The sequence below is a fragment of the Luteimonas salinilitoris genome, from assembly GCF_041300785.1.
Lineage (GTDB): Bacteria > Pseudomonadota > Gammaproteobacteria > Xanthomonadales > Xanthomonadaceae > Luteimonas > Luteimonas salinilitoris.
This window is the reverse complement of the sequence record NZ_JBFWIB010000012.1, coordinates 67,658-93,199: the sequence shown is the minus strand read 5'-3', so window position 1 is coordinate 93,199 and position 25,542 is coordinate 67,658. Positions and strand designations below refer to the sequence as shown.

Sequence of the window (25,542 nt, the reverse complement as noted above, 5' to 3'; positions counted from 1 at the left end):
GCGCGCCAGGCCAGGGACCGCGCGACGTGTCCCGCGGGAAAGCGAAGCGGGGCGCAGCCGTCGGCCGCATATGCATGGCGGCGCTGCTTCTGGCGCAGGCGATGCACGTGGCGGTCGCCCGCGAGCCACCGGGCGGCGAGATGCGCCAAGCGGCGATCGACGCCGAGGTCGATGCTGCCTTCGCGCGCTTCGAACTGCCGGGCCTGGCGGTCGGTGTGGTCGAGGGCGGAGAGATCACCTACGTGCGGACCGCGGGGGAACTGCACGTGGGCGGCGGCGGGCCGGTCACGCCGGCAACGCTGTTCAAGATCGCCTCCAACAGCAAGGCGATGACCACGGCGCTGCTGGCGCGGCTTGTCGACCAGGGCAAGCTGGCCTGGGACGACCCGGTGATCGAGCACCTGCCGGACTTCCGCATGCACGATCCGTGGGTGACCCGCGAGATCCAGGTGCGCGACCTGCTGATCCACAACAGCGGCCTGGGCGCCGGCGCCGGCGACCTGATGCTGTGGCCGGAGCCGAACCTGTTCACCCGCGAGGACGTGATCGCCGGCATGGCGCACCTGAAGCCGATCCACAGCTTCCGTTCGCGCTACGCCTACGACAACACGCTGTACATCGTCGCCGGCGAGGTCGCCGCGGCGGCGGCCGGCGCCGAGTCCTACGAGGTGCTGTTGCGCCGCGAGCTGTTCGAGCCGCTAGGCCTCGAGCGCTGCCGCGTCGGCGAGTGGCGGCGCGACGAGGTGGGCGAGGTGGCGCAGCCGCACATCCGCATCGAGGGCCGCAACGTGCCGGTGCGCGAAGACGGCGAGGTGGTGGCGGCGGTGCCGATGGCGGCGGCGGGCGGGATTCGCTGCAGCCTCGACGACATGCTGCGTTGGGTGCGGATGTGGCTGCAGCCGGAGCGCGAGGGCCTGGTCGACGGCCGCCCCTGGCTGTCCGCCGAGCAGCGCACCGCGCTGTGGACCGCGCATACGCCGATGCCGCTGGGCCGGCGCCTGCGCGAGTGGGAGGGCGCGCGTTTCAATGCCTATGGCTACGGCTGGCGGCTCAACGACACCGACGGCCTGCTCAAGGTCTCGCATACCGGTACGCTGGCGGGCATGTATTCGGCGGTCACCCTGTTGCCGGAACTCGGCGTCGGCTTCGTGGTGCTGATGAACGGCGGCGGTTCGGACGCGCGCAGCGCGCTGGTGCAGGCGCTGTCGAAGCGCTTCACCGCGCCGGAGGAGGCGGACCGCACGGTCGGCGACTACGCCGACGCCATCGCCGCGGAAGCGGCGGCGGACAGGGACGATGGCGGCGCCTCGGCACCGGACACGTCGTCGCGGCAGGTCGCGGGCGTCGACGGCATGACGCCGTGGCTCGGCGTGTATCGCGATCCGTGGTTCGGCGAAGCGTCGGTCTGCCGGCGCGACGATGTCGTGCGCTTCGTCGCCGCCAGGTCGCCGATGCTGAGCGGCACAGTGATGCGGGTCGGCGAGCGCCTGCTGGTGGACTGGGACGATGTGAGCGTGGATGCCGAGGCCTGGCTGGCGTTCGCCGATGCGGACGATGCGAACGCGCCGCCGACGCTGGCCATGGCCAAGGTCGATCCGCAGGCGGACTTCAGCTACGACTACCAGGATCTCGCCTTCGTCCGCGTCGGCGAATGCCCATGAAGCCGTTGCCGTCCCGCTGGTGCATCGTGTTGGCCGCGGTCCTGCTGCCGGCGGCGTGCGCGCCCGTCGCGGACGGGCCGGCGGTGTCGCCGGCGCGCACGGCGGAGCAGGCGGGCCTGGTCGCGATCGATACCCTGATACCCGATATCCACCAGGACATCCGCTATGCCCGCAGCGACAACTTCGTCGGCGCGCCGATCGACGGCTACGAGGCGCCGCGCTGCTACCTGCTGCGGCCGGTGGCCGAAGCGCTGCAGCGGGTGGAGATGGCGCTGCGACCGCAGGGCCTGCGCCTGCTGGTCTACGACTGCTACCGGCCGGTGCGCGCGGTGCGGCATTTCATGCGCTGGGTGCAGGACGCGGGCGACCTGCGCACCAAGGCGGAACACTATCCGAACCTGGACAAGGGCGAACTCGTCCACGGCTACATCGCCGAGCGCTCCGGCCACAGTCGCGGCGCCACGGTCGACCTGACGCTGCTGCGCTGCGACGCGTCCGGGCGGGACTGCGCGCCGCTGGACATGGGCACCGGGTTCGACTTCTTCGATCCGCTCGCCCATACCGACAGCCCGAATGCCAGCGAGGCGCAACGGCGCAGTCGCCATCGCCTGCGCGCCGCCATGGAGCGGCACGGCTTCCGCAACTACGAGCGCGAGTGGTGGCACTACGGGTTCCAGCCGGAACCCTCGCCGGACGTCGCGTTCGACGTGCCGGTCCGCTGACGCGGAAGCGGGCTACCTCGTCGCCAACCACGCCCGCAAGACGCGCGACGCAACGCTCAGCCGTGCATTCCCAGCATCACGCGGTCGCCGCACAGCATGCGCATGTGCACCGCGGTGGGGAGGCCGGTGGAGGCGTGGCGTTCGCGGGCCAGGTCGTCGGCGCGGCCGAGGGCGGCGGGTTGCTTGAGATTGCGCTCGAGCGTGATGCCGGCGAGCTGGATGCGCCAGCCGTGCTCGTCCGGCTCGACCCCGATCAGGATGCGTTCCATCCTAAGTCTCCAGAAGTGAAATGCCCCAGCCCAGCTGGATGACTTGCTCAGGGTCGCGGCCGTGATTCCGTTGCGGAGCGGCATCCGTTGCCGACGCATGGACCGTGCTGCTGGGGCGTGGTGACATCTTCGCGAAACACCACGGCCGGCACAGTCGGCGAATGAAGGAAAAGCGTGTAGGAAAAATCCTACAGCGGTCGGCGGGCCCGCCCGCGGCGGCGACGGATCGCCGCAACTGCATTCACTTCGGAACAACGCCGGCGCGGCAAACCTTGGAAGCCGACCAAAGCCACGAGGAGCGGACATGGACCGGCAGGAACTCGACGCGCGCCTGGATGCCCTGGAACGCAAGCTGCCGCTGCTGCTGGACGAGTATCCGGACGAGGAGGACTTCTGGGCCGCGTTCGCCGAGGAGGCCGACGAGATCGGCGACGGCGCCGTCACTCCCGAGGACTCCACCCATGTGGAAGTCCGCATCGAAACGATGCTGGCCGCGGCCGGGGTCGAGCGGTGAGCGGAAGCCCGCGCCCGCGGACAATCTTAGAGCATGAATAAGCTGAACAGGCTCCAAGAAGGGTCGTGGTGCGTCATTGGCGCACATACGCCATTGATTTACATTGCGCCCTCGGCCTTCATTGAGGCCCGGCATTGGAGCAAGCCATGAAAGACGGCGTGTTCAGCGAACTCACGCAAAGCGTGAGCGAGATGGATGAGATTGTCCGCGGCGAGCGGGCACCGTCCCGTGAGTTCCATGTCGATCCAGTGGAGGTAAAGGAAGTCAGGGCCCTGACTGGCTTGTCCCAGGCCAAATTCGCAAAGGTCATCTCCGTAGAGGTAGGCACTCTGCGCAACTGGGAGCAGGGGAGGCGTTCTCCTACCGGGTCGGCTAAGGCTCTCCTGAAGGCTATCGAGAACGACCCGAAGCACGTCCTTAAGGCGCTCACATAGAACAGAGGGCTGCCTGCCACCTTGTTCGCAGGTAAGGATAGGAATTTTCCTAACCCCACTCGGACGGACGTGTTCGACTACATCGAGCGGTTCCACAACCCAAATGCATTTTGACAGCAGGAGGCAAGAAAAATGTCAAACGATTTTGATTTGCGTCGGAGACGGTTGTTGGGAGCAGGCGTTGGCTTGACGACCACGGGACTCGTGGTGCCGCATCTTGGATTGGGAGGACGGGCATTCGCGGCAGAGACTACCGGTTCGGCGCTCACGCCCGAGGTTTTGGCATCATGGCAATCCATACCCGTGTCCTTCGATCAAAGCGGGAAGCTGGTGTACCGATCGGATCAAGAGGGCAACCGGATCCCGGATTTCAGTTATGCCGGCTATCACAATGGCGAGCGGCCGCTTCCGAACGTACCGGTGAAGCGTAACATTCGACCCGTGCCAGGCGATAATACGCAAAACATTCAAAGTGCGATCAATGACGTTGGGGGATTGCCGAAGGATGCCAACGGGTTCCGGGGCACGGTGCTTATGGAAGCTGGAGAGTACGAGGTAACCGGCACAATTCATATCAGGAATTCAGGAGTAGTGCTGCGCGGGGTAGGCGATGGGGCGAATCAGGCCGATAATACGGTCATTCGTTCAGTCAGAAATAGTATCGATTCTGTGGTTCGTGTTAGTAAAACAGATACTGATTGGTTGGACCATATACCCGATACAAGAATAAATATTATCACTGATCTTGTGCCTGTAGGTGCAAGAACATTTCGGGTCGAAGATGCGGCTTCGCTTGCCGTTGGCGATAACATTATGATTGTGCATCCTTGCACTCAAGAGTGGCTGGAAGCGGTCGACGGCGGCGGGACCGCGTACGATCCTCCATGGGGATTATATACGGTTCCCATTGTCTATAATCGATTTATCGCCGCGATTTCCGGTAATCACATCACGATAGATGCGCCTGTATTCAATCACTTGAACAGGAATCTGTCTCAATGCTACTTGTATCGATGGGATGGAGATGGGCTGATTACGGAAGTTGGCGTGGAGAATCTCCGGATCGATATTGCATACACGGGTAGCCCGGATGAAGATGAAGATCACGCATGGAATGCAATCAAACTACTGAATGTTCAGGATTCATGGATAAAAAATTGCACGATGTTGCATTTCGGACTTTCCGGGGTCATTACGTATAGAGCCACCCGAGTGACCGTTGCCAACTGTAAGGCCATTGACCCGGTTTCAATTATTAATGGTAGCAAGCGCTATAATTTTAATGTTCAGGGGTCGTCTCAACAAATTCTATTCGTCGACTGCCTGGCAACGAAGGCAAGACACGCCTTCGTATCCAATGGAAACGCCACGGCTTCTGGCATAGTATTCCTAAGATGCACTTCACAGTATGGGTATTTGATGAGTGAGGGGCACAAGAAGTGGACGCAGGGAATGTTGTACGATGGCTTTACGGAGATAGATCCAAATAATAATGGCAATGCGCTCGGTTTCTACAATCGTGGCAGCTTTGGAGGAGGCCATGGTTGGGCTGCGGCGCACTCCGTGGCATGGAACGCTGTCGTACCCAGCGATCAGAATATCATCATCCAGAAACCGCCTACCGCTCAAAATTATGCCATCGGCTGTTTCGGTCACGTTACTGGGACGGGTTTCTTCGAACATCCTGCCGGTTATATCAAGGGAACTGACGAAGACGGCTTGAAGCCTGAATCGCTGTATCTTGCGCAGATCGATGAACGGCGTAGCACTTCCTACACGCATTTTCCCGTCATTCACGATGCCTACGTGCAAGGTGGTAGTTATTCTAATATCAACTTTGGCGGTAGGAACGTGCTCATGATAAAACATAGTGAGTATGATGAGTTCAAAAGATGGGCGTATTTGAAGTTCAATCTGGTTGGGGTTAACGCTGGCCGATTGAAAAATGTCAGGCTGCGCCTGTCCGCCAGACACATATCACCTGAGAATTCCGGTTTTCAGGGCGCTTGGGTGCGGGTGTATGCAGTAGCGGACACGAGCTGGGCGGAGGACACAATCACCTGGAGCAATAGGCCCGCTCTGCAAAGCGACGCCTTGGATAGCAGGCCGGTTGCCGGCCCAATGGCAGAATTCGAATGGGATGTCACGGACTGGGTTCGAAGTGAACTCGAGGCCGGGCGCACCCTGATTAGCTTGGCTCTGACGTGCGCCGGTTCTCGCAGTAGTCCGGTATATGCACATTCAAAAAATCAATCTGACGGCGTTGGACCGCAATTGCTGGTTGATGCAGGCTAAACAGTGGGTCAATACACATCGAAATATCCTTATGCAGGAACCAACATCCATCCATGTGAATTTTGCAGATCCGGCTAAGTGCATCAAGCTGTCGCTTCAAGTGGCAGGAGAGAGCCTCTACGGCAGATTCACAACCCGATCATCCGACGCAGGCTTGATGCCCGGGATCAGGTATTTAGACTCTTACCCCAACTGTCCGTGGAAACGGGGTAGAGCCCGTGCGGCAAGCCTGGGACGGGCAAATGGGGCGCCCCCAGCCAGCGTGTCAGCGCACGTGTGATTGCTGTGGGAGCGCCGCCGAGCGTGACTTGGCTAGGCCGCCAGTTGTGCCGGGACTCATGGTGGCGGCTGCGTTTTGGTAGTGCCGAATCGGGAACGGATTGCCGTGCGCGTGCCTTACAAAGCAAAAAAAGACCACCCGACTAGGGTGGCCTTTTCGCTAAAACCTGCAGTTTCATGGGTTTGTACTGGTGGGCGGTAGTGGGATCGAACCACTGACCCTTGCCGTGTGAAGGCAATGCTCTACCGCTGAGCTAACCGCCCGATCCGGTGCCGGGCGCGCTGGGCGCCGGCAGGCCGCGTAGTTTACGGGCGGGGCGGGGCGGGAACAAGCCGCCGGTCCACGGCCGTGCCTACTCCAGCTGGTCGCGGGCGTAGGTGGCGTCCAGGGCCTCCATCGCGTCCAGCGGCTCGATCGCGGCGGCCTTCTCGTAGGCGGCGGCGGCGGCGTCCTCCTTGCGCTCGCCGTGCAGCAGCATCAGCAGGTTGCCGTATTCGATGTGGGCGACCGGCGAGGCCGGGGTGAGCGCGAGCGCCTTCTTGATGTGGGCTTCGGCCTCGGAGGCCTTGGCGCCGTAGGTCAGGCCGCCGATCATGCCGCCGACCTTGCCGATGATCTCGGCGTGGTACAGCGCCATGGCGGTGTGGGCCTCGGCATGTTTCGGCGCCAGTTCCAGGGTGTTGTCGAGCGCGTCGCGGACCTTGCCGGCGATGCCCTGCTTGAGCGCCTTGGCGATGTTCAGGCCCTGGCTGTAGCGGCCCAGCGCGAAGGCGTGGCGATAATGGCTGTTGGCCTCGCCCGGCAGCGCCCCGACCGCTGCCTCGGCGATCTTCGCGGCCTGCTCGAAGCGCCTGAGCTTCTCGGCGTCGCTGTCGACCAGGTGGGTGGCGTGGATGCCCAGCGCCTTCACCGCGACCGAGGCGCCGATCGGGCCCAGCTGCTCGCCGGCTTCGAACGCCGCCTGGAAGTCGCCGCGATGGAACGCCCGCCAGGCCTCCTGCAGCGATCCCGCCAATCCCTTCGCGTCCACGCCCTTCGGCGCCGCCTTGCCGGCGGCCTGCAACAGCGCCGCGGAGCGTTTCTCGTCCGGCCACGGCTCGCAGTCGCCGGCATGCAGTTTCGGCCAGGCCTTCTTCAGCGCGTCGCCGGCATAGGCGTAGCCCTTGGCATCGAGCGGGAAGGGCGCCCAGGCGGTCTTGGCCATCGTCGGATCCTTGTGCGATGAGGGAGGATGGCAGCAGCATCCTGCCGTGGCCGGCGGGAGGCAAGCCCCGCCGCCGTAGGAGCGCGCCATGCGCGCGATGCCGCGGGCATTGTGCAGCCATGCGATTCCGTCCACCGGCGCGCCTTCCGGTTCGTGGCGGGACCGCCGATGACCGAGGCCGGAGACGCCCGCGGTATCGCGCGCATGGCGCGCTCCTACGGAAATTGGCTGCGGCTAGTGTGTTTGCTCGACCGCCGGGCGGCAGGCTGGGGCATCGAAACCGGCATCTTGCCGACCATTGGAGCCCGTCATGGCTGCATCGAAAACCGCAAACTTCAGCGCCGATCCGAACCTCCGCCACGCCTGGCTGGCGTCGCTGGGCCTGATCTCGGTCGCCCGCCGCGAAGCCGGCAATGCCGTCGCGAACGCCGCCGCCACCGCCGACCGCCTGCAGCGCCGCGCCGCCGGATATGCCGTGGATGTCCTCGACGTCGCCCGCGGCGGCGCGATCACCCTGCGCGAGCAGGTCGAACCGAAGATCGCCGGCTTCGGCGCCGAGGTTGAGGCGCGCCTGGCGCCGGTGCTCGAAAAGCTCGGCATCGCCGCGCCGCCGACCCGCAAGCCGGCTGCGCGCAAGGCCGCGCGCCGTGCGACCCCGCGCAAGACCGCGAAACGCGCGGCCACGCGCACCCGCGGCTGAAGAGGTCTCTCTCCACCGTCAGTGGACGTCGACGCCCCGCGAAAGCGGGGCGTTTGCGTTGGCGCCGCCCGGACGCGCTACAGGTACTTCAGCCAGCCGATATCGCGGCGCCGCGCCTTGAGCTGCGCGAACCAGCGCACCGCCGGATACAGCGCCAGCGCCAGCAGCGGGGTCGCCAGCCACAGGCCCGCCACGTGCGCGAAGCCGAACACCTCGCCCTGGTTCGCGCCCCAGGCGCGCAGGCACAGCAGGTACAGGCCCCTCAGCACGTACAGGTGCAGCAGGTAGAAGAACATCGGCGCGGCGCCGAACACGGCGACGAAGCCGAGCCGATGCGCGATGGCCGGCCGTTCGAACGCGCGCAGCAGCAGCAGGCCGATCCCCAGCGTCAGCAGCAGGAACAGCAGCGACGGCGGATACTTGGTGACGTTGAAGAAGCTCATCAGCGTCGCGCCCGCGCCGTCGCCGGCGATCCAGGGCGCGTCGCCGTAAACATTCAACGCACGTAGCAGCACGAAGCCCAGCAGCGCACCCGCGCCCGCGGCCACCAGCCGGCGCTGCCGCTGCGCCGCGCTGAAACGCGCCGAGAACCACGGCCCGGCGGCATAGCCCAGTGCGATCACGCCGATCCACGGCAGCAGCGGATACGAGGTGCGCAGGCGCAGGCCGTCGCCCACGGCCATCCACTCGCGCTGGTGCAGCACCGCCCATAGCGGTTGCCAGGCCGAGTCTTGCGCCACTTGCAGCCCATCCAGCAGGTTGTGCCCGGCGACCAGCAGCACGCCCAGCGCGACCAGCGCCGGGCGCGGCAGCCACAGCAGCGCGGCCAGCGCGATCATGCTCAGGCCGATCACCCAGATCACCTGCAGGTAGATCGTGTGCGGCGGGAATTCGAAGGTCCAGGCGAAGTTGACCAGGGTCAGTTCGAGCACGACCAGGAACAGGCCGCGCTTGAGCAGGAACGCGGACGCCGCTGCCGAACTGCGCTGCTTATCGCGATACAGGAAGGCCGACAATCCGGTCAGGAACACGAACACCGGCGCGCACAGGTGGCTGAGCATGCGGCCGAGGAACAGGCCCGTGCCGGTCTGTTCCAGCGCCATCGGATCCAGCACCTGGTAGTGCAGGTAGAAGGTCTCGCGCACGTGGTCCAGCAGCATGATCAGCATGACCGTGCCGCGCAGCAGGTCGATGGCGGGCAGGCGTTGCGATCGGGAGATCAGGGGCATGCGGGGAAGGGCGCTTCGTAGAGGAATCGTTATAAGATAACATTACCCGCCCTCTGCTTCGTCGATCGATATGACCTTTTCCCGACTGCGGCTCGTCGCGCTGCCGCTGCTGCTCGTCTGCATTCCCGCCCAGGCCCAGTCTCCTTCCGCCGATACCGCCGCGACCGACCTGGACGCGGTGCGCGTGGTCGGCCGCCGCGACTCCGGCGCCTACTACGCCGACGAGACCAGCGGGAGCAAGACCCATCTGCCGCTGCGCGAACTGCCGCAGTCGGTGCGCGTGCTCTCGCGCCAGACCATCGACGACCTCGGCGCGACGCGCCTGGACGACACGCTCGACTACGTCGGCGGCATCTCCCGCCAGAACGATTTCGGCGGCCTGTGGGACAACTTCGCCGTGCGCGGCCTGCCCGGCAGCGAGAACACCGGCAGCGCGATGCTGCGCAACGGCCTGGCCGGCAACCGCGGCTACAACGCGCCGCGCGACACCGCCAACCTCGAGCGCATCGAGTTCCTCAAGGGACCGGCCGCCGCGCTCTACGGCAGCAGCGAACCCGGCGGCACGATCAACCTGGTGACCAAGGCGCCGCAGTGGCGGCGCGGCACCGCCGTGGAGTTGTATGCCGGCAATCGCGACCGCTATCGCGCCGTGCTCGACACCACCGGCCCGCTCGGCGACGCCTTCGCCTATCGCCTCAACGCCGCCGCGGAGGAGGGCGGCAGCGTGCGCGAGCACGTCCGCAGCCGCCGTGCGTTCCTGGCGCCGGCGTTCACCTGGCGCCTGGGCGAGGCGACCACGCTCGAGTACGACGGCGAATGGCTGCGCCACGAGGTGCCGCTCGACCGCGGCGTACTCCAGGTCGACGGCAGGCTCGGCGCGGTGCCGCGCGAGCGGTTCCTGGGCGAGCCGGCCGACGGCGACATCCGGGTCGACAACCGCACGCACCAGCTGGTGCTCGATCACGAATGGGCGGAAGGCTGGTCCGGCCGGATCGCCGCCTCGCGCCGCACCACCGCGCTGCGCGGCCTCTCCACCGAGCCGTCGGCGCTGCAGGCCGACGGCCGCACCCTGTGGCGACAGCGCCGCCACCGCGACTACGCCTCCGAGGACACCGTGCTGCAGGCCGAACTGCGCGCCGAACTGGCCACCGGCGCACTGCGCCACGACCTGCTGGTCGGCGTGGAAACCTACGACTACGCCTTCGACCAGCACGTGCTGCGCGTGCGTCCCTCGGCTGCCGAGCCGTATGCGCTCGACCTCCTGCAGCCGGTCTACGGCCAGCCGCAGCCGGCGCCGCTGCCGTTCATCGATACGCGCGAGACGCAGCGCAACCGCGCGCTGTACCTGCAGGACGCGATCGGCCTGGGCGAACGCTGGCGGCTGCTGCTGGGCCTGCGCCGCGACGACCATCGGCAGACCCTGTACGACCATCGCCTCGGCACCCGCCACAGCCAGAGTCCGTCCGCCACCTCGCCGCGCCTGGGCCTGAGCTGGCTGCCGGACGCGCACTGGACGATCTACGCCAATGCCGGCAAATCGTTCCGCCCGAACAATGGCGCCGACGTCTGGGGCGGCAGCGACACCCGTTCGCCGCCGGCGCCGGAAACCGGCCGTGCGCTGGAGCTGGGCGCCAAGTGGCAGGCGGCCGATGGCCGGCTCGGCGGCACGCTGGCCCTGTTCGACATCGTCAAGCGCAACGTGCTGACCGGCGATCCGGACAACGAGGGCCAGCTGATCGCCGCGGGCCGGGTGCGCAGCCGCGGCGCGGAGCTGGACTTCGCCGGCCAGGTCACCGAGCACTGGCGCGCCAACGCCAGCGTCTCCTTCAACGACGTCGAGGTCGTGGAGGACAACACCCTGCAGCCGGGCCGTTCATTGATCAACGTGCCGCGCGTCAACGCCAGCCTGCTGGCGGTCTACGAACGTGCGCTGGGCGGCGGCCTGTACGGCATCGGCGGCGGCCTCACCCATACCGGCGCGCGTCCCGCCGAGGCCTACACCCGCGCCCAGGCCGAGGCCGGCGTCGCGCCGTCCGAGCTGCCGGCCTACACCGTGGCCAAGCTGACCGCGTACTGGCGGCCGACATCGGCCCTGCGCCTGTCGCTGGACGTGGACAACGTGTTCGACCGGACCTACTACACCAGCTCGGTCGCGGCCACGCCGTGGGTGTCGGTAGGCGAGGCGCGCACGCTGACGCTGGGTGCGCAGTGGCGGTTCTGATCCGTACGTTGCGGTCGACTGAAATGCATCCTGCGTGCCTGGCTACAGCGTTTCCGGTCGGAACCGCGACCTCCGGCTGACGATCTTGCCGGACGTCATGAACACGCCGTCGCCGGTGTCGCGCAGCGTGCGGGAACGCTCAAGCCGCCGCAAGCCTGCGGCTCGCAAGCGGCGACTTTCGCCCCCCTCAATCCCTTTCTTCGAAGGGGGAAGACAAGCGCAGCGGAAGCAAGCGAAATTCGTTCCGTTTTCGAACGAGGCACCAAAAAAGGCCTGCATTGCTGCAGGCCTTTCGGTAATCCGTGGTGGCCGGGGACGGAATCGAACCGCCGACACGGGGATTTTCAATCCCCTGCTCTACCAACTGAGCTACCCGGCCGGGTGACGCGACGCGGACGGGCCGTGTGCGAGGGCGGCATGATACGAGGCCGGGGCGCGGCCGGCAAGCCGGCTGGAGGCTGAATGCCGGGCGGCATCGACTCGCCCGTGATGCGTCCGGGCGGCATCATCACATGACTCATGATGCCCGACGGGCAGGGAGTCGACGATGAAACGGATTCTTTCCATCGTGTTCGCAACGTTCGCGCTCGGCGGCTGCGCCAGCACCGGGATGAGCGACGCCGAGAAGCTCGAGTTGTACCGCGACAACGCCGGCGAGCCGGTGCCGCATTTCCGGTTCTTCGGCCGGATCAACGGTTGGACGCCGCTGGGCGACAGCGCGGTGGCGGTCTGGACCAAGCCGCGCGAGGCGTATCTCCTGGAGTTGTCCGGGCCGTGCCCGGACCTGCCCTACACCCCGGCGATCTCGCTGACCAGCAACATGAACCAGGTGTACGCGCGCTTCGACAAGGTGATGGCGCTCAACCGCAGCTCGATCCAGATCCCGTGCCACATCCGCGAAATCCGTCCGCTGGACGTGAACGCCATACGCGAGGCCGAGCGCCAGCTCCGCGACGCCGACGCGATGCCGGCGGATCAGCCGGACGGCGGCGTGCCGGAAGATTCGCCCGGTTCCGGCACGTAGCCGGCCGGCTTGTCGGTGCCGCCCTCGAACAGGAATTTTTCCATCTCCTTCTCGAGGAAGGCGCGGTGCTTGGGATCGAGCGGCGAGAGTCGGTTCTCGTTGATCAGCATGGTCTGGTGCGCCAGCCACGCGCTCCAGGCGGCCTTGCCGATGCCGGCATAGATACGCTTGCCGAGTTCGCCGGGCCAGGGCACGAAATCCAGGCCTTCGGTCTCGCGTTGCTCGTATTGGCAGAACACGGTGCGCATCGGATCGGTCCCGGAAAATTGCTGGCCGCCATTGTAGAGCGGAGCTCGCTCCGCTGCTTTTCTTCCGGGTCGTCCGCGCAAATCCCGCTCCGCGGGCGATGCGCGGCATCGCGGCCGGCAGCGGCAGGCAAAACGCTTCTGCGCAAAGGGCGGCATAATGTGGCCGCGGGCGTGGCCGGCGGGATGGAGTCGATGGATGGGCTGCGTTCGCCACCCGTACCGGCGGGGCGGCAGCGGGTGCATGACGTACACGTCCATTCGACCCCCGTCAGGAGGGTGAGCATGAAACACATCTCGTTGCTTCTTGGATCGATCCTCGTTCTGGGCGCCTGTGCCAGCACAGACCGGCTGACCGACAGCCAGCGCATGGAGATGTACCGCTCCAGTGCCGGCGAACCGGTGCGCGACTTCCGGTTCTTCGGCAGCCTCAATGGCTGGACCCCGTTGGGCGAACGCGCTCTGGTGGTGTGGACGCGTCCGAACGAAGCCTATCTCCTGGACCTGGCGGGACCGTGCCAGGATCTGGGCTTTGCTCCCGCGATCAGCCTGACCAACTTCTCGGGACAGGTCTCGGCGCGCTTCGACGACGTGATCGTGCGGGGCGGGGGCTCCGACATCGGGCGCATCCCGTGCCGCATCCAGGAGATCCGTCCGGTCGACGTCAAGGCGGTCAAGGTGGCGGAGCAGGAACTGCGCGAAGCGAACGTGGAGGAGCGGCAGCGGCAGCCGGAGCAGGACTGACCAAGGGAATGCTGCTGCTTCTACGGCGGGTGCGGCGCGTCGTCCGCCGGGCCGCTCTCGCGCTCCAGCAGCTTGCGGATCGGCGACGGGATGCCGAGCGTGCCGAGTTCGGCCGGGGCGACCCAGCGCAGGTCGCCGTCGTCGCGCACCGCCGTCCGCGGCGCGACCGGGCGCCAGTGCAGCGGATGCAACTGCAGCCGGTAGTGGGTGAAGCCGTGGGCGATGGATGCCAGCGCCCGGCCGTTGTCGTAGTCGTCGTCGACATGCGAGCGGAACCAGTTGCGCGCCGCGTCGTGGTCGGCGGCCTCGGGCAGTGACCATAGCGCGGCCCAGATGCCGGCCGGCGGGCGCCGCTGCAGCAGCACGCGGCCATCGTCGTCCTGCAGCAGCAGCACGATGGCCTCGCGTTCGGGCAGCGGCTTGCCGGGCTTCGGGGTCGGCAATTCGGGCACGCGGCCGGACTGCAGCGCTGCGCAGCCCTCCCGTAGCGGGCACGGCAGGCAGGACGGATCGTGACGGGTACACAGCGTGGCGCCGAAATCCATCTGCGCCTGGGTGTAGTCGGCGAGCCGCGCGTCCGGCAGTTGCGCCTCGGCCAGTTGCCAGAGGCGCTTCTCGACCTTCGGTGCGCCGGGCCAGCCCTCGACGCCGTGCCAGCGGCACAGCACGCGCTTGACGTTGCCGTCGAGGATCGGGAAACGATCGCCCCATGCCTGCGACAGTATGGCGCCGGCGGTGCTGCGGCCGATGCCGGGCAGGGCGAGCAGGGCGTCGAAGTCGCGCGGCAGGTCGCCGCCGTGCCGGTCGACGCAGATGCGCGCGGCCGCGTGCAGGTTGCGCGCGCGGGCGTAGTAGCCCAGGCCGGACCAGAGCGCCAGCACGTCGTCCAGTGCCGCCGCGGCCAGCGAAGGTACGTCCGGAAGCGCGGCGACGAAGCGTTCGAAGTAGGGCGTCACCACCCGCACCTGGGTCTGCTGCAGCATGATCTCCGACAGCCACACGCGGTACGGCGTGCGCGGGTGCTGCCAGGGCAGGTCGTGGCGCCCGTTGACGTCGAACCAGGCCAGCAGCCGGGCGGCGAAGTCCTGGTCCTGCTGTGCGGTCATGGGTTGGCGCCTTCGGTCACGCCGTCGTCTTCCAGTTCGATCTCGACGCCGTGCAGGATGGCGCCGGAGATATCGATCCGCGGTGCTTCGATGCGGCCACGCAACGGCGGCAGCGGCGAGTCGCCGCTGCCGGCATCGATCCAGGCGGCGAGTTCGGGCACGCGCAGGCGTCCGTCGAAGCGGGCGCCGTCGCGCTCGAGCCGCAGCGCGACCGGATCGGTCAGCGCGAGCGTGCCGCGGTACCGCAGTTCGAACGGCAACGGTGCCTGTGATGCGCCGAGCGGCGGCGGCAGTGCCGGCCAGGCCTCGGGCCAGTCCGCCAGTTCTCCCTGCAGCGCGAGTTGCAGCCCGTCGGCGAAGCCGATCGCGCCGCGCGCGCGCAAACGCGGGATCAGTTCCCGGCCACGCAGGGTCAACGCAGCCGGCCGCAACTGCAGCCCGCCGTCGGCGAGCGCCCCTTCTGCGGCGAAGCCGAACACGAACGGCTGCGCGCCGGCGCCGGACAGGTAGCGCGCGCGCGACGACAGCCGCAGCTGCCGCAGTCGCAGCCCGGCGTCGTCAGTGGCTGCGGACGATCCCGGGGACGGGCCCTGCAAATGCGTCGACAGGACGATGGTCGACGGCAGTTGCCAGCCGTCGCCCTGCGGCGAGATCTCGCCGGCGATGCCGACGCCGGCGTCCGCCGACGGCCGGGTCATGCTTGCGTGCAGGTCGAACGGTGCCTGCAGCGTGCCGGCGACATAGCGGCCGCGGGCGTGCGCCCGCAGCGCACGATCGGCGGCGAATTCCGGCAGGTCGAGGGCGATGCCGTCCACTCGCCAGGCGTCTCCCGACACGCGTCCGTCGACGACATGCAGTCCGCCCCGCAGCGTGGGTGGCGGGCCTTCGCCCGGTGGACGCGCCGACCACCAGCGCCGGAATGCCGCCAGTCCGACGACCGGTGCATCCAGTTCGATCCGCTCGATCGCGAGGTCGGCGCCGCGTGCGCGCAGCGTCGACCATGGCACCGACACCAGCACGCGGTCGGCGCTCAGCAACGGCTCCGGGGCGCCGGGTTCGCGGGCGACCACGCCGCGCGCCACCAGCTGCGGCGTGCCGCGCAGGCGGTAGTCGAACGCCTCCGCGGTGATCTCCAGTCCCAGCGCGGCGCCGGCCCTGTCGAGCACCATCGGTCCCAGGACGTCCGCACGCATCAGCCAGCGCAGCAGCAACAGCGCCACCAGCAGCAGCGCCGCGATCACGAGCAGCGCGATCGCGCCGCGCCGCTTCACCCCACGCCCATGGCGTTGGCAGGCCCTAGCGCTTCGGGCAGCAGCGCGTCGACGAAGGCCTCGGCGTCGAACACCCGCAGGTCCTCGGGCTGCTCGCCGATGCCGGCATAGCGGATCGGGATGCCGAACTCGCGCGCCAGCGCGAACACCACGCCGCCCTTGGCGGTGCCGTCCAGCTTGGTCACCACCAGCCCGGTGACGCCGGCGGCGGCGTGGAACTGCCGCAGCTGCGAGATCGCGTTCTGCCCGGTGGTGCCGTCGACCACCATCAGCACCTCGTGCGGCGCGGCCGGGTCGACCTTGCCGAGCACGCGCTTGATCTTCCCCAGCTCCGCCATCAGTCCCTGCTGCGTGTGCAGGCGCCCGGCGGTGTCGGCGATCAGCACGTCGGCGCCGCGCGACTTCGCCGACTGCAACGCATCGAAGGCAACCGAGGCGGCGTCGGCGTCCTGGCCCTGGGCGACGACGGCCACGTCGTTGCGCTCGCCCCAGGCCTGCAGCTGCGCGACCGCGGCGGCGCGGAAGGTGTCGCCGGCGGCGAGCATCAGCATGTGGCCCTCGTCCTTGAAGCGTTTGGCCAGCTTGCCGATGGTGGTGGTCTTGCCGACGCCGTTGACGCCGACGGTCAGGATCACGAAGGGTCTGGCGCCGGCATCGATGACCAGCGGCCGCGCCACCGGCTGCAGCAGGGCGATCAGTTCGCCGCGCAGCGCGGTCAGCAGCGCCGCGGCATCGGCGAACTCGCGCGCCTTCATCCGTTTGCGCATCGCTTCCACGAGCTCGGTGGTGGCGGCGACGCCGACATCGGCGGTCAGCAGCGCGGTTTCGATTTCGTCGAGCAGATCGTCGTCGAGCTTCGGATTGCGCGCGAACAGCCCGCCGAGGTTGCGGGCGAAGCCGCCGCCGCGCAGGCGTTCGCGCCAGCCGGACTTGCCCGATGCCGCAGCGGGCGCGGCCTCGGATTCGCGCAAGGCGGCGCTTGCCGCGGCAGCCGCCGCCACCGCGGCGGCGCGGTCCTCGACCGGCGGGGCGGACGGAGCAGGGGCCGGAGCAGGAGTCTGAGCAGGAGCGGGTTCGACCGGGGCAGGAGGCGGCGCCTCCGTCGTCTGCGCATCGTCGCGCGGCGCCGGCCGGTTGTCGGGGAACGCAGCGGCGAGTTCCTCGATGCTCAGGCGGCGCTTGCTGTCTTCCGGCTTGACCGGCTCGGGTTTGTCGCGTCGAAACCAGCTGACCATGCGGCCGTGACATCGTGGATGGGGGACAATGGCGCGCATGGTAGCACCCGCCCCCGTGACAATCCGGCAGACGACATGCGCGCCAGGACGCCGCGCATGAGCGGCAACGTGCGCATCATCGGCGGCCGCTGGCGCGGCACCCGTCTGCCTATCACCCGCACCGGGATGCCGGCTCCATCAGATCGCAGTCGCCGGTTGCTTCAGTCGTGTACCAGCGCGCGGTAGGCGCGCGGCGGCATGCCGACGGTGAACTTGAACTGGCGCGCGAACGCGCTCTGGTCGGAGAAACCGCAGGCCTGGCCGATCTCGGCGATGCTGGCGTCGAAGTGCAGCAGCCGCATCGCCTCTTCGATCCGCAGCTTGGTCAGCAGTTGCTGCGGGGTGAGCTGGAACACGCGCTTGAACAACCGTTCCAGTTGGGCCACGGACACTTCCGCGATGTCCGCGAGCTTTTGCACCCGCAGCGGTGCGCTGTAGTGGGCCTGCATGTGCTCGACCGCGCGCTGCAGGCGGCCGTAGGAGGAGTGGCGCCGGTCCGGCGCGCCGAGGTCGCGGGAGATCCCGACCAGTCCGATCACCCGGCTGTCCTTGTACAGCGGGTGCTTGAAGGTCAGGCACCATCCGGGCGCACGGTTGGCGTACAGATGGAGTTCCAGTTGGTTCTCGATCGTTTCGCCTGCGAGCGCTCGCTCGTCCTGCACCATGTAGCGGGTGCCCAGCCGCTTGGGGAACAACTGTAGCGGCGTCCTGCCGACGAGATCGGCGCGGTTGCGCGCGCCCAGCCGGTTCACCAGGGTCAGGTTGACGTGGGTGTAGCGGCCCTGGCGGTCCTTGATGAAGAACACCACATCGGGCAGCGCATCGAAGAGATGCTGCAGTTCGTCCGGTTCGATTTGAAAGCCGATGGCGGCGGCTCCAGAAATTATGCTGCATTGCGTCAGGACCAGCGTGCTCCAATTGCTTTCCCGATCTTGGAAACAAGCCGGAAGGCGTCGCGACGTTCTTCTCGATTATGCATATTTCCGCATCCGTCGTGGGGAGGGTGTCCTAGCGCGGAAAGGCGCCGCGGCTGGAAGATGACGGCATGCAGAGCCTGACCGTCATCGACTCCCATACCGTCGGCGAACCCACGCGCGTGGTGCTGTCCGGCTTTCCCGGACTCGGCGGCGGCAGCCTGGCCGAGCGCCGTGCACGCTTCCGCGACGCATTCGACCATTGGCGCAGCGCCATCGCCTGTGAACCGCGCGGCTCCGACACCATGGTCGCCGCGCTGTTGCAGGCGCCGGTGGATCCGCGTTGCTGCACTGGCGTGATCTTCTTCAACAATGTCGGTTATCTGGGCATGTGCGGTCACGGCACCATCGGACTGACGCGTACGCTGGCGCACCTGGGCCGGATCGGCCCGGGCCGGCACCTGATCGAGACGCCGGTCGGCGTGGTCGGAGTGGAACTGCATGCCGACGGCCGGGTGTCGATCGATAACGTCGAAAGCTATCGCGCCGCGACCGGGGTGACTGTCGAGGTTCCCGGTTACGGGACCGTGGTCGGCGACGTGGCCTGGGGCGGCAACTGGTTCTTCATCACCGCGCAGTCCCCGGTGCCGCTGGATTTCGCGCACCGGTCGGAACTGAGCGCTTATACCCTGGCGATCCAGCGTGCGATCGATGCGGCGGGCATCGGCGGGGGCAACGGTGGCGTCATCGACCATATCGAGGTCAACGGCCCCGCGCCGGACGGCTCCGGACAGGCGCGCAATTTCGTGATGTGCCCGGGCGGCGCCTACGACCGTTCGCCCTGCGGTACCGGCACCAGCGCCAAGCTGGCCTGCCTGGCCGCCGAAGGCAAGCTGGCCGAAGGCGGAATCTGGGTGCAGCAGGGCATCCTGGGCAGCGCGTTCGAGTGCGCCTACCGCAAGGGCGAACGCGGTGTCTTGCCGCGGATCACCGGGCAAGCCTGGATCACCGGCAGCGCCGAGATCCTGATCGAGGGCGACGACCCTTTCGCTTGGGGGATCCGCGGGGGCGCCGCGCAGGCATGAGGGAGTTCGACCTCATCGTCGTCGGCGCCGGCATCATTGGCGCCAGTTGTGCCGAGCGGGCGGTGGCCGGCGGGCGCAGGGTGGCCATTGTCGAGGCGGATGTTGCCGGCGGCGGGGTCACGGCGGCGTCGATGGGGCACCTGGTGGCGATGGACGGCGATCCGGCGGAGCTGGCGCTGGCCCGCTATTCGCTCGGGTTGTGGGCAGGATTCGAAGGGCTCGCCGCCGCCGATTTCAGCCGTTGCGGCACCCTGTGGGTGGCGGCCAACGAGACCGAGATGGCGGCGGTGCCGGGCAAGATCGCGCGCTTGGGCAAGGCCGGCATCCATGCCGAACGGATCGATGCCGGGCGCCTGCGGGAACTGGAGCCGCATCTTGCGCCGGACCTGGCCGGCGGCCTGCTGGTCCCGGGCGAGGGTACGGTCTATCCGCCGCGCGCGGTCGCGTGGCTGATCGGGCGCTGCATCGATGCGGGCGCGATCCTGGTGCGCGGCCGCCACGTGCTGCGTGTGCTGCGCGACGGCGTGGCGCTGGACGACGGCGCCGTGCTGCGAGGGCCGGTGCTGGTGGCGGCGGGGGCCGCCAGCAACGCACTGCTGCCGGAATTGCCGATGCACGTCCGCCGCGGGCACCTGGTCATCACCGACCGTCATCCGGGGTTGCTCCGCCACCAGGTGCTGGAACTGGGCTATGCCGACAGTGCGCATGGCGATGCCGAGGTCAGCGTGGCGTTCAACGTGCAGCCGCGTCCGACCGGGCAGTTGCTGATCGGTTCTTCGCGCGAGCGGCGCGAAGCCGGACCGGAAGTCCATCCGTCCGTGCTCCGGCGCATGCTGGAGCGCGCGTTCCGCTACCTGCCGGTGCTGCGTGGGCTGCAGGCGATCCGGGCCTGGACGGGGTTGCGCCCGTGCACCGCCGATGGCCGCCCCTACATCGGGGCGGTGCCCGGGCGCGCGGACTGCTGGGTGGCGACCGGGCACGAAGGACTCGGCGTGACTGCCGCACCGGGCACGGCGCGCCTGCTGCTGGACCTGATCGACGGACGGCACCCCGCGATCGACCCCGCTCCCTACGATCCCGCGCGGGTGGCGGCATGAACGCGCCGTCGCCCCCGATCCGCCTGCGCATCGATGACCGCGAGATCTCGGTCGTGGCCGGCAGCAGCGTGGCCGCGGCGATCGCGCATGCCGGCGGCACCGCCCGCGATTCCTGCGGGGGGCAGCGGCGCGCGCCGGTGTGCGGCATGGGGGTGTGTTTCGAATGCCGGGCGACGGTCGACGGCCGGGCGCAGCAGCGGACCTGCCTGCTGCCGGTGGCCGAAGGCATGGAGGTGCGCACGCATGGCTGATCGGCGCCACCATTGCGATGTCGCCATCGTCGGTGCCGGGCCCGCGGGGTTGTCGGCGGCCCGCGCCGCGGCGTCGCATGGTGTGCGGGTGATGCTGATCGATCCGCAGCCGGTGCCGGGCGGGCAGGTCTGGCGCAACGACGTGCGGCACGGCGCGCCCGGACCTGCGCGCTCGCTGCGGCGGGAACTGGCGGCGGCGGGTGTTCCGATGCTGATGCAGTCCGAGGTTGCCGGCCATGCCGGCAAGCGCCTGTTCGTGCGCAGCGGGCAGGTGGCGGTGACCGTCGACTACGGGTCGCTGGTGCTGGCGACCGGGGCGCGCGAACTGCTGCTGCCCTTTCCCGGATGGACGCTGCCCGGCGTGACCGGTGCCGGCGGCGCGCAGGCGCTGGCCAAGCAGGGCTGGCCGATGCGCGGGAAACGCGTGCTGGTGGCCGGCAGCGGCCCGCTGTTGCTGGCGGTCGCCGATACGCTGCACCGCCACGGCGCCCGGGTCCTCGGCATCCACGAGCAGGCGTCCATGCGCGCGCTGTCCATGTTCACCGCCGGATTGTGGCGCTGGCCGGGCAAGGCCGTGCAGGCGGCGCGCCTGCGCCTGTCGTTGTGGAGCGTGTCCTATCACGCCGGCAGCCATGTGCTGCGTGCCCTGGGCGACGAGCGCCTGCGTGCGGTGGACCTGCGTATCGGCGGGCGCACCGCGACCGTGGAATGCGACCAGCTTGCCTGCGGTTTCGGGCTGGTGCCCAACATCGAGCTGGCGCAGGCCATGGGGTGCGCGCTGGACGGCGGCGGCCCGCATGCGCACGTGCTGGTGGACCGGTGGCAGGGCAGCAGCGTCAAGTGCGTGTTCGCCGCGGGCGAGGCCTGCGGCATCGGCGGCCTGGACTGCGCCTTGGCCGAAGGTGCCATCGCCGGCCATGCGGCGGCTGGGCGGCGCGAGGCCGCACGCGCGCTGTTACCGCGGCGCGCGCACGCGCGCCGTTTCGCCACGGCATTGAACCGTCGTTTCGCGCTGCACGACGGCCTGCGTGCGCTGGCCGAGCCCGACACCATCGTCTGCCGCTGCGAGGATGTGCGGTTGTCGGCGCTGTCCGCCTGCGCGCCGGGCCGCGAAGCCAAGCTGCTGACCCGCTGCGGCATGGGCGCCTGCCAGGGGCGTGTCTGCGGCAGCGCATTGGCCGAGTTGGGCGGCGCCACGCGAGACGGCTTCCGGCCCCCGATTTTTCCCGTTCCGCTGGAGGTGCTGGCCGGTTTCGGCGGCGGACTTCCAGCGGACTCATCCCAGGAGTTGTGAAATGAGCAAGCGCATGTGGCAGGGCGTGATCCCCGCACTCACCACCCCCTTTGCCGAGGACGGACAGGTCGACCACGCGTTCCTCGCCAAGCATGCACAGTGGCAGGTCGAAGCCGGCTGCATCGGCGTGGTCCCGCTGGGTTCGCTGGGCGAAAGCGCCACGCTGACCTTCGACGAGAAGGTCGCGATCGTGCGCACCCTGGTCAAGGCGTTGGGTGACACGCCGGTGATCCCGGGGATTGCCGCGTTGTCCACCGATGAGGCGGTCGAACTGGCCAGGGCGGTCGAGGCCGAAGGCGCGCGCGGGCTGATGATCCTGCCGGTCTACGCATATTCGACCGACTGGAAGGAAATGAGCGCGCACTTCCGCGCGGTTGCCAACGCCGCCAGGTTGCCGATCCTGCTCTACAACAACCCGGTCGCCTACAAGACCGACTTCAGCGCGGCGCAGATCGTGGAACTGGCCAACGAGTTCCCGCAGATCGAGGCGGTCAAGGAATCCTCGGGCGACATCCGTCGCCTGGCCGAGATCCAGGAACTGTCCGGCGACCGTCTGGTGCTGATGACCGGCATCGACGACGCCATCGTCGAAGGCCTGGCGATGGGCGTGACCGGGTGGATCGCCGGCCAGGTCAATGCCTATCCGCACGAATCGGTGGCGCTGTTCGAGCGCGCACGCGATGGTGGGTATGACGCGGTCAAGGACCTGTACAGCTGGTTCTTGCCGCTGCTGCGGCTGGATACCGTGCCGAAGTTCGTGCAGCTGATCAAGCTGACCCAGCAGTGCGTGGACTGGGGCAACGAGCGCGTGCGTGCGCCGCGCCTGCCGGTCGAAGGCGCCGAGCGCGAGGCCGCGCTCGGCGTGATCGAGCACGCGAACAAGAACCGTCCGACGCTGTGACGATGAGCGGACGTCAACAGGTTCTGGTGGCGGGCGCATGGCGCGATGAGGTTGAACCGATCGGCGAACTGCGCGCACACAATCCGGCGACCGGCGAGCCAATCGGCCCTGCGTATCCGGTCAGCGGCCGCCGTGAGGTGGAAGACGCGGTGGCGGCCGCGGTGGCGGTGGCGGAGACATTCTCCGCCACCGACCCGGAGCGGATCGCCGCCTTCCTCGAAGGCTATGCAGACGGCATCGAGGCCGAGGCCGATGCGCTGGCCGAGGTGGCCAATGCCGAAACCGGCCTGCCGGTATCGCCGCGCCTGCGTGACGTGGAGCTGCCGCGCACCACCGGCCAACTGCGCCAGGCCGTGCGTGCGGTGCGCGAGTGGAGCTGGGCGGATCCGGTGATCGACACCGCCGGCGGCCTGCGTTCGGTGTTCGGTCCGCTGGGCAAGCCGGTCACGGTGTTCGGGCCGAACAACTTTCCGTTCGCATTCAACGCCATCGCGGGCAGCGATTTCGCCTCGGCCATCGCCGCGCGCAATCCGGTGATCGCCAAGGTCCATCCGCTGCATCCGGGCACCAGTGAGAAGCTGGGACGGATCGCGCATGCGGCGCTGGTGGCCGCCGGGCTTCCGGCTGCGGCCATCCAGCTGCTGTACGGGGTGGACCCGTCGTGCAGCGACCTGCTGGTCGGGCAGGGCGCGATCGGCGGGGTCGGCTTCACCGGCGGACGTTCCGGCGGGCTGGCGTTGAAGGCGCAGGCCGATGCCGCCGGCGTGCCGTTCTATGCCGAGATGTCCAGCATCAATCCGGTGTTCCTGCTCGAAGGTGTGCTGGAACAACGCGGCGAGGCGCTGGCGCAGGAATTCTTCGCGTCCTGCACCATGGGCAGCGGGCAGTTCTGCACCAATCCGGGGCTGCTGGTGGTGCCGCGGACGGCGGCGGGCGACGCTTTCGTCGCCGCAGCGGCATCGAGGTTCGACGCCGCGCCGGAACAGGTGCTGTTCTCCGGCGACGGCAAGCGTCACCTCAATGCCGCCGTCGATGCGCTGCGGGCCGCAGGTGCCGAACGGATCGCCGGTGGCGGCGACCCGGACCGTCCGGGCTACTGGGTGCGGCCGGAACTGCTGGCCGTCGACGGTGCGCGCTTCCTGGCCGATCCGGCGAGCCTGCAGACCGAAGCATTCGGGCCGGTCGGCCTGGTGGTGCGCAGCGACGGCCACGAGCAGGCGCAGGCGATCGCACGCGCGTTCGAGGGCAACCTGACCGCGACCCTGTATCGTGCCGCCGACGGTCGCGACGATGCCGCCGCTTCCGCGTTGATCACGCTGCTGCGTCCACGCGTGGGCAGGCTGATCGTGGACAAGATGCCGACCGGCGTGGCGGTCAGCCCCGCGATGAATCATGGCGGGCCGTATCCGGCCACCGGCCACCCAGGCTTCACCTCGGTGGGCATGCCGGGATCGATCCGCCGTTTCGCCGGTCTGCACAGCTACGACAACGTCCCCGATGCGTTGCTGCCGCCGGTGCTGCGCGACCGCAACCCCGGGGGAGTTTGGCGCCGGATCGACGGCGAGTGGAGTACGGGCGACGCGGGGGCGGCCGGATGAGCGGACAGATCGGTCATCTGCAGCGCGATACGGCGTTGGCGGGGCTGTCGCCATGGGCGCGGTGCGCTCCGCCGATTTCCGCCGACGAGTACCGGCAGCGCATCGAGCGCGCGCGGGCGTTGATGCGCACGCAGGGCGTTGATGCGCTGCTGGTCGGTGCCAGTGCCTCGTTGCGTTATTTCGCCGGCGTGCCCTGGAGCGCGAGCGAGCGGCTGGTGGCGATGCTGGTGACCGCCGATGGCGATCCGCTGCTGGTTTGCCCGGCGTTCGAGGAAGGCTCGCTCGACGCGGTGCTGGAGATCCCGGCCGGCAAGCGCCTGTGGGAGGAGCACGAGGATCCGTACGCGCTGATCGCACAGGCGATGGCCGAGCGTGGCGCGCGCACGCTGGCACTGGATCCGGCAATGGCGTTCGCGGTGCATACCGGCTTGCGCGCGCACCTGGCCGCGAACGCCATCATCGATGCCGTCGCGATCGTCGATGGCTGCCGGATGTGCAAGTCGCGAGCCGAGCTGGCGCTGATGCAGCAGGCCTGCGACATGACGCTGCAGGTGCATCGACTCGCGGCAGGCATCGTCCGCGAAGGCATCGGCAGCGACGAACTGGTGCGCTTCATCGACCAAGCGCATCGCGCGCTGGGCGCCGACGACGGCTCGACCTTCTGCATTGCCCAGTTCGGGCATGGCACCGCTTATCCGCACGGCATTCCCGGCGTGCAGCACCTGCGCGAAGGCGACCTGGTGCTGATCGACACCGGCTGCACCGTGCAGGGCTACCACTCCGACATCACCCGGACCTTCGTCTTCGGCACGCCCACCGACGAACAGCGCCGCATCTGGGAATTCGAGCGGGCCGCGCAGGAGGCCGCATTCGCCGCGGCGCGCCCGGGCGAGGTCTGCGAGGCGGTGGACGCCGCGGCAAGGCGCGTACTGGAAGCGGCCGGCCTCGGGCCGGGCTATCGCCTGCCGGGGCTGCCGCACCGCACCGGTCACGGCTGCGGACTGGAGATCCACGAAGCGCCGTACCTGTTGCGCGGCAACCGGACCGTTCTGCAGCCGGGAATGTGCGCCAGCAACGAGCCGATGATCGTGGTGCCCGGCCGGTTCGGCGTGCGCCTCGAAGACCATTTCCACGTCACCGGCGACGGTGCGCAGTGGTTCACGCCGCCGGCGCCGGCGATCGACAGGCCGTTCGCATGACACCGGCCCG

At 68.4% G+C, this 25,542-nt stretch carries 23 protein-coding genes, 2 tRNA genes and 1 pseudogene; 16 read left to right on the top strand and 10 right to left on the bottom strand.

The genetic code is table 11. From position 1 onward, the window contains the following. Positions 1–74 precede the first annotated feature (74 nt). Both AB5T46_RS16160 and AB5T46_RS16155 read left to right on the top strand, forming a co-directional pair. Positions 75–1,661 carry a serine hydrolase domain-containing protein gene (locus tag AB5T46_RS16160; RefSeq protein WP_370565072.1) on the top strand — a complete coding sequence of 529 codons (1,587 nt, stop codon included), beginning with the start codon at positions 75–77 and terminating at the stop codon, positions 1,659–1,661. Continuing rightward, complete coding sequence (locus tag AB5T46_RS16155) at positions 1,658–2,383, top strand: M15 family metallopeptidase (protein WP_370565071.1); 726 nt, start codon at positions 1,658–1,660, stop codon at positions 2,381–2,383. The genes AB5T46_RS16160 and AB5T46_RS16155 overlap by 4 nt, the downstream gene beginning before the upstream one ends. A gap of 56 nt (positions 2,384–2,439) precedes the next feature. Here AB5T46_RS16155 and AB5T46_RS16150 read toward each other — a convergent pair whose 3' ends face one another. Continuing rightward, positions 2,440–2,652, bottom strand: a complete 213-nt coding sequence (locus tag AB5T46_RS16150) for a hypothetical protein (RefSeq protein ID WP_370565070.1) — start codon at positions 2,650–2,652, stop codon at positions 2,440–2,442. Between the two features lie 304 nt (positions 2,653–2,956). Between AB5T46_RS16150 and AB5T46_RS16145 the strand changes: the two genes are divergently transcribed. The 3 genes from AB5T46_RS16145 (at position 2,957) to AB5T46_RS16135 (ending at position 5,895) form a co-directional block, all read left to right on the top strand. Further along, the gene (locus tag AB5T46_RS16145) at positions 2,957–3,166 is read left to right on the top strand and encodes a hypothetical protein (protein WP_370565069.1); all 210 of its coding nucleotides are present in this window, start codon (positions 2,957–2,959) and stop codon (positions 3,164–3,166) included. 146 nt (positions 3,167–3,312) lie between these two features. Next, positions 3,313–3,600: a NadS family protein gene (nadS, locus tag AB5T46_RS16140; RefSeq protein ID WP_370565068.1), complete on the top strand. Its 288-nt coding sequence runs from the start codon at positions 3,313–3,315 to the stop codon at positions 3,598–3,600. Between the two features lie 132 nt (positions 3,601–3,732). Beyond that, on the top strand, positions 3,733–5,895 hold the full coding sequence (locus AB5T46_RS16135; protein WP_370565067.1) for a CBM96 family carbohydrate-binding protein: 2,163 nt from the start codon (positions 3,733–3,735) through the stop codon (positions 5,893–5,895). Between the two features lie 468 nt (positions 5,896–6,363). Here the strand turns inward: AB5T46_RS16135 and AB5T46_RS16130 are convergent. Both AB5T46_RS16130 and AB5T46_RS16125 read right to left on the bottom strand, forming a co-directional pair. Continuing rightward, positions 6,364–6,438 (bottom strand) — tRNA-Val (locus AB5T46_RS16130). Between the two features lie 89 nt (positions 6,439–6,527). After that, positions 6,528–7,379, bottom strand: a complete 852-nt coding sequence (locus AB5T46_RS16125) for a tetratricopeptide repeat protein (RefSeq protein ID WP_370565066.1) — start codon at positions 7,377–7,379, stop codon at positions 6,528–6,530. A gap of 310 nt (positions 7,380–7,689) precedes the next feature. On the opposite strand from AB5T46_RS16125, the gene AB5T46_RS16120 reads away from it, so the two are divergent. Then, on the top strand, positions 7,690–8,079 hold the full coding sequence (locus tag AB5T46_RS16120; protein ID WP_370565065.1) for a hypothetical protein: 390 nt from the start codon (positions 7,690–7,692) through the stop codon (positions 8,077–8,079). A 77-nt stretch (positions 8,080–8,156) separates the two neighbouring features. Here the strand turns inward: AB5T46_RS16120 and AB5T46_RS16115 are convergent, their stop codons facing one another. Then, positions 8,157–9,308, bottom strand: a complete 1,152-nt coding sequence (locus tag AB5T46_RS16115; RefSeq protein ID WP_370565064.1) for a DUF1624 domain-containing protein — start codon at positions 9,306–9,308, stop codon at positions 8,157–8,159. A 70-nt stretch (positions 9,309–9,378) separates the two neighbouring features. On the opposite strand from AB5T46_RS16115, the gene AB5T46_RS16110 reads away from it, so the two are divergent. Next, on the top strand, positions 9,379–11,529 hold the full coding sequence (locus tag AB5T46_RS16110) for a TonB-dependent siderophore receptor (RefSeq protein WP_370565062.1): 2,151 nt from the start codon (positions 9,379–9,381) through the stop codon (positions 11,527–11,529). Between the two features lie 303 nt (positions 11,530–11,832). On the opposite strand, the gene AB5T46_RS16105 is transcribed toward AB5T46_RS16110, so the two are convergent. Further along, a tRNA-Phe gene (locus AB5T46_RS16105) sits at positions 11,833–11,908 on the bottom strand. A 168-nt stretch (positions 11,909–12,076) separates the two neighbouring features. On the opposite strand from AB5T46_RS16105, the gene AB5T46_RS16100 reads away from it, so the two are divergent. Further along, the gene (locus tag AB5T46_RS16100; protein WP_370565061.1) at positions 12,077–12,553 is read left to right on the top strand and encodes a DUF6491 family protein; all 477 of its coding nucleotides are present in this window, start codon (positions 12,077–12,079) and stop codon (positions 12,551–12,553) included. On the opposite strand, the gene AB5T46_RS16095 is transcribed toward AB5T46_RS16100, so the two are convergent. Next, entirely contained in the window at positions 12,505–12,801 is a 297-nt protein-coding gene (locus tag AB5T46_RS16095; protein ID WP_370565060.1) for an oxidative damage protection protein, read from the bottom strand. The genes AB5T46_RS16100 and AB5T46_RS16095 overlap by 49 nt on opposite strands. Before the next feature lie 282 nt (positions 12,802–13,083). Here AB5T46_RS16095 and AB5T46_RS16090 point away from each other — a divergent pair, with 282 nt between their 5' ends. After that, entirely contained in the window at positions 13,084–13,542 is a 459-nt protein-coding gene (locus tag AB5T46_RS16090; RefSeq protein ID WP_370565059.1) for a DUF6491 family protein, read from the top strand. 20 nt (positions 13,543–13,562) lie between these two features. Here the strand turns inward: AB5T46_RS16090 and mutY are convergent, their stop codons facing one another. The 4 genes from mutY to AB5T46_RS16070 form a co-directional block, all read right to left on the bottom strand. Next, positions 13,563–14,648, bottom strand: a complete 1,086-nt coding sequence (gene mutY, locus AB5T46_RS16085) for an A/G-specific adenine glycosylase (protein ID WP_370565058.1) — start codon at positions 14,646–14,648, stop codon at positions 13,563–13,565. Continuing rightward, on the bottom strand, positions 14,645–15,919 hold the full coding sequence (locus AB5T46_RS16080; protein ID WP_370565057.1) for an AsmA family protein: 1,275 nt from the start codon (positions 15,917–15,919) through the stop codon (positions 14,645–14,647). Before AB5T46_RS16080 ends, mutY begins: the two co-directional genes overlap by 4 nt. After that, entirely contained in the window at positions 15,916–17,154 is a 1,239-nt protein-coding gene (ftsY, locus tag AB5T46_RS16075) for a signal recognition particle-docking protein FtsY (protein ID WP_370565056.1), read from the bottom strand. The genes AB5T46_RS16080 and ftsY overlap by 4 nt, the downstream gene beginning before the upstream one ends. Positions 17,155–17,354: 200 nt before the next feature. After that, positions 17,355–18,059, bottom strand: a complete 705-nt coding sequence (locus AB5T46_RS16070; RefSeq protein ID WP_370565094.1) for an AraC family transcriptional regulator — start codon at positions 18,057–18,059, stop codon at positions 17,355–17,357. A gap of 179 nt (positions 18,060–18,238) precedes the next feature. Here AB5T46_RS16070 and AB5T46_RS16065 point away from each other — a divergent pair, with 179 nt between their 5' ends. From AB5T46_RS16065 to AB5T46_RS16035, 7 genes and pseudogenes are all read left to right on the top strand, one after another. Beyond that, positions 18,239–19,192 carry a proline racemase family protein gene (locus AB5T46_RS16065; protein WP_370565055.1) on the top strand — a complete coding sequence of 318 codons (954 nt, stop codon included), beginning with the start codon at positions 18,239–18,241 and terminating at the stop codon, positions 19,190–19,192. After that, positions 19,189–20,289 (top strand): NAD(P)/FAD-dependent oxidoreductase, encoded by a 1,101-nt coding sequence (locus AB5T46_RS16060; protein WP_370565054.1) that lies wholly within the window; start codon positions 19,189–19,191, stop codon positions 20,287–20,289. Before AB5T46_RS16065 ends, AB5T46_RS16060 begins: the two co-directional genes overlap by 4 nt. Further along, positions 20,286–20,540 (top strand): (2Fe-2S)-binding protein, encoded by a 255-nt coding sequence (locus tag AB5T46_RS16055; RefSeq protein ID WP_370565053.1) that lies wholly within the window; start codon positions 20,286–20,288, stop codon positions 20,538–20,540. The genes AB5T46_RS16060 and AB5T46_RS16055 overlap by 4 nt, the downstream gene beginning before the upstream one ends. After that, positions 20,533–21,823 (top strand): annotated as a pseudogene (locus AB5T46_RS16050) (FAD-dependent oxidoreductase); the annotation flags it as partial. The gene AB5T46_RS16055 and the pseudogene AB5T46_RS16050, both read left to right, overlap by 8 nt. A 12-nt stretch (positions 21,824–21,835) precedes the next feature. Next, positions 21,836–22,735, top strand: coding sequence for a dihydrodipicolinate synthase family protein (locus tag AB5T46_RS16045; protein WP_370565093.1), 900 nt, complete (start codon positions 21,836–21,838; stop codon positions 22,733–22,735). Positions 22,736–22,737: 2 nt separating this feature from the next. Beyond that, positions 22,738–24,333, top strand: a complete 1,596-nt coding sequence (locus AB5T46_RS16040; RefSeq protein WP_370565051.1) for an aldehyde dehydrogenase family protein — start codon at positions 22,738–22,740, stop codon at positions 24,331–24,333. Continuing rightward, on the top strand, positions 24,330–25,532 hold the full coding sequence (locus AB5T46_RS16035; RefSeq protein WP_370565050.1) for a M24 family metallopeptidase: 1,203 nt from the start codon (positions 24,330–24,332) through the stop codon (positions 25,530–25,532). Before AB5T46_RS16040 ends, AB5T46_RS16035 begins: the two co-directional genes overlap by 4 nt. Positions 25,533–25,542 lie beyond the last annotated feature (10 nt).

Coding starts and splice junctions, on each gene's coding strand:
- AB5T46_RS16035 (WP_370565050.1), top strand. CDS start 24,330: ATGAGCGGACAGATCGGTCATCTGCAGCGCGATACGGCGTTGGCGGGG.
- AB5T46_RS16115 (WP_370565064.1), bottom strand. CDS start 9,308: ATGCCCCTGATCTCCCGATCGCAACGCCTGCCCGCCATCGACCTGCTG.
- AB5T46_RS16095 (WP_370565060.1), bottom strand. CDS start 12,801: ATGCGCACCGTGTTCTGCCAATACGAGCAACGCGAGACCGAAGGCCTG.
- AB5T46_RS16120 (WP_370565065.1), top strand. CDS start 7,690: ATGGCTGCATCGAAAACCGCAAACTTCAGCGCCGATCCGAACCTCCGC.
- AB5T46_RS16100 (WP_370565061.1), top strand. CDS start 12,077: ATGAAACGGATTCTTTCCATCGTGTTCGCAACGTTCGCGCTCGGCGGC.
- AB5T46_RS16135 (WP_370565067.1), top strand. CDS start 3,733: ATGTCAAACGATTTTGATTTGCGTCGGAGACGGTTGTTGGGAGCAGGC.
- AB5T46_RS16145 (WP_370565069.1), top strand. CDS start 2,957: ATGGACCGGCAGGAACTCGACGCGCGCCTGGATGCCCTGGAACGCAAG.
- ftsY (WP_370565056.1), bottom strand. CDS start 17,154: ATGGTCAGCTGGTTTCGACGCGACAAACCCGAGCCGGTCAAGCCGGAA.
- AB5T46_RS16090 (WP_370565059.1), top strand. CDS start 13,084: ATGAAACACATCTCGTTGCTTCTTGGATCGATCCTCGTTCTGGGCGCC.
- AB5T46_RS16055 (WP_370565053.1), top strand. CDS start 20,286: ATGAACGCGCCGTCGCCCCCGATCCGCCTGCGCATCGATGACCGCGAG.
- AB5T46_RS16040 (WP_370565051.1), top strand. CDS start 22,738: ATGAGCGGACGTCAACAGGTTCTGGTGGCGGGCGCATGGCGCGATGAG.
- AB5T46_RS16155 (WP_370565071.1), top strand. CDS start 1,658: ATGAAGCCGTTGCCGTCCCGCTGGTGCATCGTGTTGGCCGCGGTCCTG.
- AB5T46_RS16060 (WP_370565054.1), top strand. CDS start 19,189: ATGAGGGAGTTCGACCTCATCGTCGTCGGCGCCGGCATCATTGGCGCC.
- AB5T46_RS16110 (WP_370565062.1), top strand. CDS start 9,379: ATGACCTTTTCCCGACTGCGGCTCGTCGCGCTGCCGCTGCTGCTCGTC.
- mutY (WP_370565058.1), bottom strand. CDS start 14,648: ATGACCGCACAGCAGGACCAGGACTTCGCCGCCCGGCTGCTGGCCTGG.
- AB5T46_RS16160 (WP_370565072.1), top strand. CDS start 75: ATGGCGGCGCTGCTTCTGGCGCAGGCGATGCACGTGGCGGTCGCCCGC.
- AB5T46_RS16125 (WP_370565066.1), bottom strand. CDS start 7,379: ATGGCCAAGACCGCCTGGGCGCCCTTCCCGCTCGATGCCAAGGGCTAC.
- AB5T46_RS16150 (WP_370565070.1), bottom strand. CDS start 2,652: ATGGAACGCATCCTGATCGGGGTCGAGCCGGACGAGCACGGCTGGCGC.
- AB5T46_RS16045 (WP_370565093.1), top strand. CDS start 21,836: ATGAGCAAGCGCATGTGGCAGGGCGTGATCCCCGCACTCACCACCCCC.
- nadS (WP_370565068.1), top strand. CDS start 3,313: ATGAAAGACGGCGTGTTCAGCGAACTCACGCAAAGCGTGAGCGAGATG.
- AB5T46_RS16065 (WP_370565055.1), top strand. CDS start 18,239: ATGCAGAGCCTGACCGTCATCGACTCCCATACCGTCGGCGAACCCACG.